14 protein-coding genes and 1 pseudogene are annotated in these 12,107 nt (G+C 27.6%); all 15 read right to left on the bottom strand.

Features of this window, described 5'->3' with window-relative positions; all coding sequences use genetic code 11:
• Positions 1 to 98 (bottom strand): annotated as a pseudogene (locus tag T483_RS32660) (3'-5' exonuclease); the annotation flags it as partial.
• A 188-nt stretch (positions 99 to 286) separates the two neighbouring features.
• Positions 287 to 1,423: a DUF1311 domain-containing protein gene (locus T483_RS0116610; protein ID WP_026887863.1), complete on the bottom strand. Its 1,137-nt coding sequence runs from the start codon at positions 1,421 to 1,423 to the stop codon at positions 287 to 289.
• A gap of 147 nt (positions 1,424 to 1,570) precedes the next feature.
• The gene (locus tag T483_RS0116605; RefSeq protein WP_026887862.1) at positions 1,571 to 1,750 is read right to left on the bottom strand and encodes a hypothetical protein; all 180 of its coding nucleotides are present in this window, start codon (positions 1,748 to 1,750) and stop codon (positions 1,571 to 1,573) included.
• Between the two features lie 17 nt (positions 1,751 to 1,767).
• Positions 1,768 to 2,871, bottom strand: a complete 1,104-nt coding sequence (locus T483_RS0116600) for an Ig-like domain-containing protein (RefSeq protein WP_026887861.1) — start codon at positions 2,869 to 2,871, stop codon at positions 1,768 to 1,770.
• Between the two features lie 14 nt (positions 2,872 to 2,885).
• Entirely contained in the window at positions 2,886 to 3,161 is a 276-nt protein-coding gene (locus T483_RS0116595) for a hypothetical protein (RefSeq protein WP_026887860.1), read from the bottom strand.
• Between the two features lie 79 nt (positions 3,162 to 3,240).
• Positions 3,241 to 4,098, bottom strand: coding sequence for a P22 phage major capsid protein family protein (locus T483_RS0116590; protein WP_026887859.1), 858 nt, complete (start codon positions 4,096 to 4,098; stop codon positions 3,241 to 3,243).
• Between the two features lie 144 nt (positions 4,099 to 4,242).
• Positions 4,243 to 4,863, bottom strand: a complete 621-nt coding sequence (locus T483_RS0116585) for a DUF4355 domain-containing protein (RefSeq protein WP_026887858.1) — start codon at positions 4,861 to 4,863, stop codon at positions 4,243 to 4,245.
• Between the two features lie 125 nt (positions 4,864 to 4,988).
• Positions 4,989 to 5,729, bottom strand: a complete 741-nt coding sequence (locus T483_RS0116580; protein ID WP_051560419.1) for a hypothetical protein — start codon at positions 5,727 to 5,729, stop codon at positions 4,989 to 4,991.
• Between the two features lie 13 nt (positions 5,730 to 5,742).
• On the bottom strand, positions 5,743 to 7,170 hold the full coding sequence (locus tag T483_RS29310; RefSeq protein ID WP_080697022.1) for a phage portal protein: 1,428 nt from the start codon (positions 7,168 to 7,170) through the stop codon (positions 5,743 to 5,745).
• Between the two features lie 14 nt (positions 7,171 to 7,184).
• Positions 7,185 to 8,912: a hypothetical protein gene (locus T483_RS0116570; protein ID WP_026887856.1), complete on the bottom strand. Its 1,728-nt coding sequence runs from the start codon at positions 8,910 to 8,912 to the stop codon at positions 7,185 to 7,187.
• A 72-nt stretch (positions 8,913 to 8,984) separates the two neighbouring features.
• A complete protein-coding gene (locus T483_RS0116565) occupies positions 8,985 to 9,785 on the bottom strand; it encodes a recombinase family protein (RefSeq protein WP_026887855.1) in 801 nt (266 codons plus the stop codon).
• A gap of 490 nt (positions 9,786 to 10,275) precedes the next feature.
• Complete coding sequence (locus T483_RS29305; protein ID WP_035790285.1) at positions 10,276 to 10,728, bottom strand: helix-turn-helix domain-containing protein; 453 nt, start codon at positions 10,726 to 10,728, stop codon at positions 10,276 to 10,278.
• A gap of 63 nt (positions 10,729 to 10,791) precedes the next feature.
• Positions 10,792 to 10,995: a hypothetical protein gene (locus T483_RS0116555; protein ID WP_026887854.1), complete on the bottom strand. Its 204-nt coding sequence runs from the start codon at positions 10,993 to 10,995 to the stop codon at positions 10,792 to 10,794.
• 16 nt (positions 10,996 to 11,011) lie between these two features.
• Positions 11,012 to 11,350: a hypothetical protein gene (locus T483_RS0116550; protein ID WP_026887853.1), complete on the bottom strand. Its 339-nt coding sequence runs from the start codon at positions 11,348 to 11,350 to the stop codon at positions 11,012 to 11,014.
• Positions 11,350 to 12,105, bottom strand: a complete 756-nt coding sequence (locus T483_RS0116545; protein WP_026887852.1) for a hypothetical protein — start codon at positions 12,103 to 12,105, stop codon at positions 11,350 to 11,352. Before T483_RS0116545 ends, T483_RS0116550 begins: the two co-directional genes overlap by 1 nt.
• Positions 12,106 to 12,107 lie beyond the last annotated feature (2 nt).

Raw genomic sequence — 12,107 nt, 5'->3', positions numbered from 1 at the left:
TCTTCGATATTATCTTTTATACTATTTGAATGGGGGATTGTTTCTTCTACGCAATTTATAACATAGACATTTTTAAATTCCATTCCTTTTACGCCATGAAACCCTTTATTTTCAATGGTTCAAGCATGATTTAATGTCATTTAGAAAGAATCCGTTAATATGAAAGTGATATCGTTCCATTCCTATATCTAATTTAGTATATTATATATGTATGGAATTGGAATTTCAACCATTAAATCAAAAAAATAAGACAAGAATATATTCCTATACTCCCATCTTATTATATTTACTTTAAATATTTAAGCAGTTCACCTATTCTTTTGTCTGTCATTTCTATTGCTCCATATTTATCATCGAAAGAACTATGAGCAGAATCACAGGTAGGATATTTATTAATTTTCTTATCTATCCATTGTTTCTGTTCTGCAAGTAACTTATTATATTGATCTTGGGGTAATTTATTTTTTATATTATCCCATAAATTGTTTATATATTTATTGTAGGTTTCATAACATATATTCACATTACTTTTATCCATACCTATAAGACTTTGTGTTAAGCCTTCTAGACGTTCAAGTTCATCATTATAATCTTTATAGGTCTTCTTTTTATTATTAAAATCAATTCCCTTTTCTAATTCTGATTTCATATTTATCATATCCTGATTTGTATTTGCATTTATATCTACATTTTCAGCCTTTACACCATTTTTTATATCTTTATCTGGATCAATTTTATTATAGTCACCATACTTCGCATCTATCAATTTATTATTAGAATCGTATTCCATGTGTAGACAAATATGTTTCCATTCACTACTACCATTATTTCTAATCCATTGACTATCTATAGCAACTAAATATGCTTTTACCCCACCATAAAATCTATCGGAAGTTTCTTGAACAATATAATCATTTTCATTTTTTGAGAACTTCACACTATCCCATTCTGATGATTTCCCTCTCATTCCATACAATATATCTTGATAATCATATATAATTGTATGTCTTATTTCAGCTTCTTTTTGCTGACTTACAAACTTATCTAAAGCGTTATCAAATAAGTTCTTGTCATTAAAATCTATAGATTCATCTGTTATCTTAAAGTCACAATTAATTGTTGTACTTTTATTATCATCAAAAGTAACAGTAATTGTTAAAGTATTATCTGATGAATTTTTCAAATCATATTTTGCTTCACATTTCATACCTGACGTTTTATCATCTACTACCTTTTTAACTTTTTCTTTTGCTTGTTCTATTTGTTGGCTTTTATGTTGTTCTTTTGCTTGTTGACTTTGTGCTTCTTGATAATTTTTATAAGTAGAAGTAGTTCCATAAGCACCAATACCTAGCAAACATAGAATTCCTATGCTTAATAGTATTATTTTTTTCTTATCACCTATAATATCTTTTATATTCATAAATATTTATCCCCCAGTAAAGCATTATTATTTAATCAATTACATTAATATTCTATAATTTCCACAAAAGTATTAAAAATCCTTTATTTTGAATAATGCAATATAGAGGTAATAAAAACTCATTCTTATTTTCTTATAAATTTATATTCACTTAAACCCCAAAACTCCAATTGCTCCTATAATAACTCCAGCTATTGTTCTCCACAACCAAGTACCATTTCCTTCTAATTTGGATACTCTAGCTTCTAGATGCTTTACATCTACTTCTAATAGCGTTTCTATCTTTGTTAATCTTTGAAGAATAGATTGTATTATATTTTCATCCACTAATAAGCTCCTCCTTTCTACATTCCTGTAAGTGTAATTTGTTGTGCTTCTAAAATCTTAGTTGAATTTGCATTATCTGTAACAGTTAAATAAATATTCGTTGTAGTTGATATACTTGCATTTTTAATACTAATAGAACTATTTGACTTCCTTGTTACAACAATCTTCCCTTGATTTATAAGACTTTGTGCATTTGAATCGAAACTATAATCTATATAAAGTGTTGGGTCTGCAACTCCTGAAACTGTTTTAGTTGTTGTTAATATAGTAGTCACATATTGTCTTAATGCAGTTATAGATTGACTAAACGCATAAGTATAACTAACAACTGGTTCAATTGGTTTTGCTTCGACAGTTATCGTTAAATCTACACTTACATTGTTATAGGTACAAGTTATTGTCGCACTTCCTATATCTGTAGTTGTAACTACTCCTGTTGAATCAACAGATGCAACACTCTTATCACTACTCTTATATATAATAGTTGGCTTTTCAACTATTATCCCATTATCTGTTGCAGTAGCTACAATAGTATAGGTTTCTGTTTCAACTAAAGTTTTAGTATTAGAGTCTAATGTAATAGTATAAGTATGAGGATTATATACACTATTAAATCTACCAGTAATATTTAATATTCCTTCTTTACTATCATCTATTGATATAGCATCATAGGAACCACCTGCATAAATGATTGCATTATTACTTGTTGTTGCACTTGTCATATTAGTTACTGACTTAGGTATAAGAAAACTATACTCATCGTGTACTTCAGTTATTTCTGTACCTTGAGAAAATACTCCAGTAACTTTATCTACTACTGCGTATACATCCTTTAGATTTGATTGTAATGTAATTTTTAATCCTTTTCTAAACACTCCTTTTATATACGTACTCTCATTTACCCTTTTAGTATCTATAATCATAAATAATTGACCATCTATTGTAACATAGTCTCCCTGTATTATTTGTTGGTCAGTAATTATGGATTTTAAGTCGTAATGATTTTGGTTATTATCTTTTTCTTCAGCCAACAAAAATCTGCAATCTGTATCATTTATTTTTCCATCAACACCTTGAAATGCTATCATGTGCTGATACATAATATCTTTTCTACTAATCATATTTTGTTTTCCTCCTACCACGCATAGAATTTAGTTTTCTTAGGCAATAAAGCAGCAATGTCTGGAGTTATTTCTAAAGGGTCTTTTTCATTGAAAGAAAAATCTTGACCATCACTAGAATAAGACTTTACTCCATTAATTCTTACTGTATCCATTTCTTTTACACGCATAGACAATCTTTTAACTGCAAGTGGATATAAACTTTGAATTGTTGCATCATCTAACCCTTCATTTTGTAAATATCTCCTTATTGCAAAACAAGCCATTAATATATATTCTTCTTCACTCATTATTGTGACACTCCTTTCTCGTAAAAAAATAGGGTGAGAAAAGGAATAATTCCCCGTCTCACCCTATAAATTATTTAAATTATTGTTCTACTCTCTTGATAATAATTGCTGAAGGTCTTAAAACTTTAGCATCAAATACAAGTCTTCCTTGTACTGCTGAAGCTCCAATAAAATTACCAGAACCGTTAAGGTCTTGTAAATGTACTGGTACACTAAATTCTTCAACTCTTGTTGCGAAAGTTGGATGACCAGCTATTATTTCAGTAGTAACAGTTTTACCGTCTTTTACTGTAGTATTACCTTTCATTAAGTTATTAGATTGATATATTGTTATTCCTGCAATAGAACCAACCGCACCATTTTGAACTAACTCTTGAGATAAATTTCCTTGTCTTATAAAGTTAGTAGTATCTTTTAATAAAAGACCATAAACAGCAGGTGAAACAATTGCATATCTTCCCTCTTGTGGAACATTAGCTTCTGATAAAGCTGTTGCAATATCAACGAATTGTTCATATACAGTAGATTTTGTTAATGCTGTTACTGTTGGTAAAACAGTACCTTGAGATTCTAATATTCCAATTGAATATTTATCTACAACAGAACCTAAAGAATATCCTGCTGAATCTAATCTATCTGCTACTATACCATCTGGAACTGCTGAAGCATCATAACCATCAATTACTTCATTCATTGCTTTGTCCTGAGTAATTGTTAATGTAGTATATCCAGTAGCCCCTGTGTTTCCTGTTATTCCACTAGCTTTATCGTAATCTGAAACAACTACTTCTCCATCACGAGTTGGAATTTTAACTGCTCCAGCTTTTGGAGATCCTTCGTAACTATTATTGAAAATAACATTATCTTTAGTTACCAAACTTGCTCTTAATTTTACTAAAACCATGTTCGAATATCTTTCTTGTAATAAATGTGCCATATGTAAATTACCACCTTTTGTAAAATATAGTAGGCTTGTTTCTTTAACGTCTAAGTCAACCGTTTAAAAAGACATAATAAAAAGACCAATTTAAGAGATATATCATTTCACCCTTTAAACCGGTCTTTTAGAAAATATATTTAATTATTGTTGTGGTGCTAAACTTGGATTCTTAGCATAAAACGCTTGTTCAACGCCACTTACCATTTGTACATTACCGTCCTTTGGTGGGACATAACTATTTGTCTTTAATTTTTCATTTACCTTTGAATCAATTGTTGTTGAAAACATATTAGTAAACTTATCAATATTACCATTAATAACTTCTTCATTTCCATCACCCAATATATAATCAACCAATTCTAATGGAAGTCCTTTTTCATTTAATACTTTAGAATATTTATTTGTTAGGTCTTTCATTTGAATTTGTTTTTCCATAGCTTCATACTTAGATTTCATTTCCTCGTAAGCAATCTGTTCTGGTGACTTATTCTCATTGCTTTTTGCTTTAATACCCTCTTCAATAAGTTTTGGGAGAGTTTTTTCTTTAAATGAAGCAACCCCTTTACCAATTCCACTATCTAAGCTAGATTGATAATACGATTTTGCTACCTCATTACTTTCAAGTATTGTTTTAAATTCGTCTAATCCAATTGAATTTGCATCAAAAGTCTTGACTAATCCCTCAATTCCTTGAATGGTTTCAGTAATATCAGTATTGTCATCCATATCTTTTAATAATTCCATTAACTCTGATTTAATCATTATAAAAACTCCTTTCGTCCAAGTAAGTGACATTAGTGTCCCAAACAAGTACATTAAATTTTAATTTTTTGTATAATAAAAAGGCTATAAGGTCAGCCTTTAATAACCACTTCCGAATACATATTTTATTTATATATTGAATTCCAGCCCCTACAGTTTACATGCTGTAATTCTGGTGCTTCATTAATATCATATATTTTATTATCTATTGACATACATTCTAAACAAATATGATTGTCCAAAATCTCATGCCTTTGTATTTTTTTAACTCCTTGTGCTTTAGCAATAGTTATAAAAGTATCATTTTCACTTCTATTTACTTCAGTTTCAGTAAGTCTTTTAAAATTATAAGCATCTGCATTGAATGTATTATCAATTTCATTTTTAATTGTATTTACATCAATTTCACCTTGAATAAATTTCTTAGTTTGACTATACAATTTCTTTGCTATTTCATTTTCATTATTTACAATCCTATTTGTAAAATGTTCGCCTTTGAACTTCTTATCAACAATATCCTCAATATCTTTTGATTTTAAATCACCTTTGTAAAAATCATTGGTCTTTTTTACAGTATTAGTTAATATTAGTGTTATAACACCTTTACCTACATTAGATTGATCTTTTGATATTTTAGTTATAATATCCATAAATCTATTATTTAATTTTGATTTATCTGAATAACTTAAAGACATTACATTATTAAATATTTGATAAGTTAACATTATAAGTGCAATAAATTTTAATAAATCATCTTTATTTTTCTTTTGCTCTTTATAAATGTTTTTTAATTGTTCATTAGCATCATCATAAAGAGATTGAATGAAATCTACTTCTTCTTTTTCTATATAATTATTCTTATCCATAAGCAATTACCTATTAACAACAATTATCTGTACATTTACTATTATTACAGTTATTGTTGTTATTCATTTTACTCATATCTTTAGAATTAGTAGTATCAATATTATCTAATCCCATATCAGGAATTTCAGATTTCTTTTCTTCATCAATTCTCTCTTGTTCTACATCTGCATTATCAATTCTAGGTAGCCATGTTCGTTTAGTATAATTAGAAACAACATCTTGAGGAATCTTACTAATCATATCAGCAACACTACTTTCATCAACTGGAATACAAGGTGTGAATATAATATCTATTAATTTTGCATCATATGCTTTAGATTTTGTTAAGAAAAGATACTTGCAAATACATTTTAAACGTGTTTTTATAATATTCTCCATCGCTTTTTCATTGTCTTTGCAACGTCCTTCCAATGAAAATAATCTTGATCTTAGAGCAATCCCACTTAAATTACTCTGCATCTTTTCATTATTATCAATATGTGAAGTTAATGTATATATCTCCTCTTTTATATCATCACGAGTATTTTTAACAAAAGTATCATTGATATTTTTAATAAGCCATTCTGCATCTGTCTCAGTTTTATTTCCAAAATATAGAATTGAATTATCTCTTATTACTGGAGGTTTCTTTAAAGGTTTTCCATTTGCTCCAAGAATTACATTTCCCTTGTCGTCTCTAACGTCCTCCAAATCTACTCCATACATTTTTAAAATAGCGTTTCTAAAATCAGATATTTCACTAGATGAATCTCCTAGATTTGTTTCATAGGCATCTTGAAGTGTTTTAATAATTCTATATATAGTTTTATCTCCTTCAACATAACCTTTATCTGTATTAAGAACTTTCCCACCAATTATTCCACAACCAACAGGAACTATTCCAAAATAATGAGGTGTCGGTTCTCCAATTGGTTTAAATTCATAATTAAAATGATATATTTCATCTTTGGTATATACATCTATATAATTATTAGGGTCTAATTGCTTCTTATATATATGTAGAAAATAAATTGGTTCGTCATTTTCATCGAAGTACATATATCCATTTAATGGACTAACTCTTCTATTATAGAAACTTCCATCTGGCTTTATATAATTAATTTCAAAAGCAATTCCAAAACAAATTAATTCTCTGCCCAAATTTATATCATGGTCAGCTTTATTATTTGAAAGTACATATTTAATATCTTTAATAGCTTGAGAATTACCATCTTGTGGAGCGTATGTAATTTTATTATTAAAACTATATTGAGATTCTTCATCAACTAGCTTTTGAACATAGTTTGTCTTTATTCTAATATTACTTCTTCCCATTTTAGGGCTAAAGTTAATAATTGAATCAGTATTTCCATAATAATATCTATTAATATGGTCATAATGTTCTAATTTTTTATCCCAATCGTTATAACATTTCTGTAATAAATTTAAATCTAAATCCATGTTAATCCTCCTTTCTATATGTATAGGTCATTTAATGAGCCTATGTGTAAAACTGTTCGTGTTTGAATCTGGTCAATATTATTTACAGCCATTTCCAAACTATCTATAGCATCATCATGTGGTGTGAATTTTTCCCCTCTATATGAGAATACTTGTTTGTTGTAATCATCGTTTAATTCATTGAATTTAATTTGACCACTATTAATCTTGTCAGTAATAGTTGATATTCTTTGTTCCTTATTTTGAGTAGAGTATGGAGTTTCAACCTTAATTCTTCTACTTCTTAATTCACTATCTTCCCTTATACGTTCCTCAAGTCTAGTAGCATCTATCCCCTTGTAAACATTCTTTTCTAGGAAAACATGAGTTATATCTTTCCATGCTTTTAATAGATTTACTATTTCAGATATGTATAAATCGAATTCTGTCTTAGAATCGAATTTCTTTAATTTTCCTTCACGAACATAATAAAAACCGTTACTTTTTCCTAAGACTGTGAAAGCAGTAAAGTCAGAACGACTTGTTTTACTTGCTCCTTGGTCAATAGTAAGTACGGTTTTCTCAAATCTTATATCTTTCATTTCTTTTGGACTAATCTTATCTTGATAAGTAATCCAGATATCACCAACATTTTGACAATCACACATAAGTTCTTGCATAAAAGCTAAACGTTTGGTAAAATAGTCATTTGCTAATTCAAAAGGAATATATTTACCTTCCCACAATGTAGGAAATTTCATTTCATTTATATGTGTATAGTAATAATTTTCAGCATCTTTTAATCTATCTTTATTTTTATTATTAAATAAGATTTCTCGATACTTTAACCAGTATTCATTCTTATTGAAATAATCATCTACATCAAATTGACATACTGATCTATGAAATACTTCAAAGCTTGAATCTTCTCTTATAGTATTAATAAAATCATCACTTGCAAGTGGTGTTCCAATAACTATAAATTTTGTATCAATACCTTGTTTTTCACCATTCAATACTCTTGCCTTATCTCCAGCAGGTAATATTTCGGTGTAATATTTTGTTACACACTTTTCTTTGGCATTATCATTCAATATATCGTCCATTTTTAAGATATCATCACATATAATTATATTAGGACGTTTAGAATTGTATTTAGTACCACGAATTTGACCATTCCAAGTAAAACTTTGAACTTTTGTATCATTGTCTAACTCCAATTCTTCCTTATTAACAACTCTTTTTTTAGTATTAATAAGATTTCCAAAACATTCTTTTACCTTTTTAAATTCTAAGCATTTTCTAACCTCTGCTATAAATTGGTGCTGTAAATCTTCAGTCTTAGCAACAACTACAGTATAAGTAACTATGTTGTAGCAATGTGCATAACAGGCAACCGAAGTATTAATTATTGTAGATTTTCCTGTTCCTCTAGGTAATATAAATTCTTCTTTGTGTCTTGAATCTTTTTCAGTTACAAACATTTTATTTAATTCTTCAAAAACATCATAATGAACTTTTGCTAATGCTCTACTTGAATTTTCACTTGAAGGAACAAATAATTCCCTTAAAAAGTATAAACAAAAGAATCCAATATCTTTTTTTCCAAGTGCTTTTGCTAATCCATCTATATTCCTTGAGTTAGTTTTTATAAGTGCTAAAGCTTTATCAAGACCGTAATATTTCGCTAAGTATTTTCTCAAAACATATAAGTCAAATTGTCTTTCTTGTTCAAATTCTAAATTGTCATAGTAGTATATCATTTAATTTCACCTTTCCTTTCTTAAAAAAGAGCATAAGAAAAGACGGTGTATTAAATGATTAACACCGTCTTATTATTTGTTAGTATTTTTAGTTAACATTCCTTGAACTCTACCAAAAACTATTTTATTTATTATTGGTTCGTGAGTTCCTTCCTTTTTTATATCTGCATGAGTAATAATTCCCTTATAAAAATCATTCTCTAATATATTTTTAATTGATTGTTTGCTGAATTGCTTTCCAGTATTAGTTGTATATTCATTTTCATCTAAGAATTTTTTAACTTTTCCTAGTGATTGTAATTCAACATATTTATTAAATATTGTTTTAACTGTTTCTGATTTATTTGAATCAATAACTATGTTTCCATTATCCCACATATAGCCTAAAGGAGCAGTTCCACAAGCCTTATTTCCTGTTGAAGCTTTTGTTTTACGTCCTTTTGCTAATTTCTCTTTGATTTCATTACGTTGGTATCTATCCATTACCATTACAATATCATTTAACATTGTATTTACTGGATTTTTTTCATATATATCAAATGTAGGTTGTTCTATACTAATTATTTGTGCATTTATATCTATACATCTTCTTTGTATCTTGGCTTGATTATAAATATCTCTCCAAAGTCTTGAAGTATTATAAACAATGATCTTATTTATATCAGCTTCTTTATCCAAAGTTTCAAGCATTTCATTTAAACCGTCTCTTGTTTCATCTGTACCAGAAATACCTTTATCTGAATATATATTATATATTTCATATTTATTTTTTTTACAGTATTCCTTTAGAGCCTTTTGTTGTGTTTCTAATCCATAACCTTTCTCTACTTGTGTACTTGTTGAAACTCTGACATAGCATAAAACTTTTTCCATTTATAATCACCCTTCATATAATTATTATAGATAGGTCGTTTTTTTAAATTAAAAAAAATCTTGTATAAGTAGATGTGGCACGCTGTCGCTGTTCAAATTTAGAACCATGCCTACCCTCGAACTAATGTACTCATTTTTTAATTCTACAACCTTTATCTATGTTTTAATTATAGTCCTTTGGTGTCAAAGTGTCAATAGTTATTCATAACCTTTTACACTTTTATTTAACAAACTTGATAACAAAGCCATTTATAAGTAATACATCTTATCATTATCTATTATGATTTTATTGCACACTATCACTAACATATTGAATTTACTTATTATAAATGTATCAATTGATGGTCATTTATGGTATAATATAAGTATAAACATAGTTATATCAACGCTTTATCTATGCTAATGATACAATATACATTCCTATATATACTCTATACTTAGCATGTTGTAGTCAAAACAAATCAGTAAATCTATTCTGACTACAAATATGTTATTCAGCTTTCTTTCTATCTTCCATATCAATAACATTATCACTTAATATAGAGTTATCATCTGGTAAACTACTTGCCATTTTATCTATATCATCAATGTCACCACTATTATCTCTATTATCTGTTATTGTAGTATCTACCTTTTGACTAGCCTTACCATTAACAGATTCATACAGGAATTGTAGAGCATTAAGTTTTACGTTATCTGAAGGAGAATTGAAAGCTATTTCCTCAATCTTATCAATATATGTATCAACTTTTGCTAAAATACGATTGTTCCCTTGAGTTTTTATTTCGTGTCGGCATCTGTCTAATTCCTTATGGAAATCATCATCTTTTAACCAGTCATAAATTGATTGTCTACTACAAGGTACTTTCTTTGCAATCTCTGTATATTTCAAGCCTAAGATCAATAATTCAATAGCCTTATAATGCTTCTTTGTTAGTTCCATTTTATAATTCCTCCTTCCTTACATATTGGACATTTTAAGTCCCAATACTTACATATTATTTCTCTAATTCAGCAAGTATTTTATATTTTCAGCAAGTATTCTATATTTAATTTCATCAATAGTCATATTTTCATCACTTGTTGTGATTACTAAAAATCCTTTTAGACTTTTATTAAATCTATATTTAACAAATATTTCTTCTAGTTTAAAGTCTTCCTTATTATAGAAATATCTAATTTCAAATATCTTTATATTACTTAATTTCATTTTAAAATCTCCTATCTTATTTATCTTTTATATAATTTGGTATTAATATCATTGTTATGTCACCACAGAAAAACTCGTCATTAATTTGTAAGGATTGAATATCAAAATTAGCTTCTGGTGTAATTTCAAAATCTTTTTGAATAGGCATTGGACATGGTTCACCATTTATTAATACAACTGGATTCCATACAGCACCAGACTTTCTAAAATTCCTAAAATCTAAATTAATTTTTAAATATCTTGCACTATCATTTTTATTTATTAGTTCAATATAATTGTCATCTAATTTAATACTAGGATCATTCCCTTGAACCATTTCACCTTCTCTTATAACAAATGTTTTTATCTTATCCATTATCTAAACACAATCCCTTCCTTTAATTTACGTTCTCCGTTACTATCTGTATTATATCTATTATTGAATACTTCATTATAAATATATCCTCTTACTTTATCTAAATCTTCTTTACTACAAATACTATAGCCTTGTGACAAGTATTCATGTAAATCATTTGGATTATCATATCCAATACATTCATAACTCAATTCTAAATTTAAAGTTAATCCATTAGAACTCTCTGTTTCTAAAGTTTTTTGATTAACTTTAAATCCAACATACTCATTATTAATACTATCTAAAAGACCGTCTTCTAAATCACTTTTAAACTTAAAATAATCTAATTGTTTATTAAGTTTTTCAAGCTTTTCATCTTTCTTGTAAAAACAATCTTCTAATATATTATTATTTAATTTTTCTAATACTCTATTTGATATTTCTGAAGCTCTATCAGAACAAATTCTATCAACTATACTTTCTAGTTTATTTCTATTTTCAAACACCTTATTAAATAATTTCTCAAAAGTTCTACTATCTTCAGCAATTAAAGTATCCTGACCTAGAGTAATACTTCCACCTTTATTATTCCAAGTTGCACTTAACTTTTCATTGCTACTTAATATCTTATCCATAGTTTTATTTTCATTTATTACATCATCTATAAGACTTTTAACACTACCTACTTTAATATCTGTAGATAATGCACTATCTATAACACTATGTAAATATTTTTCTATATATCCATCACTTAAATTTTTTACTACATATTCCATAA

The sequence above is a fragment of the Clostridium beijerinckii HUN142 genome, from assembly GCF_000621745.1.
GTDB classification, from domain to species: domain Bacteria; phylum Bacillota; class Clostridia; order Clostridiales; family Clostridiaceae; genus Clostridium; species Clostridium beijerinckii_A.
This window is presented reverse-complemented; position numbering and strand designations above follow the sequence as displayed.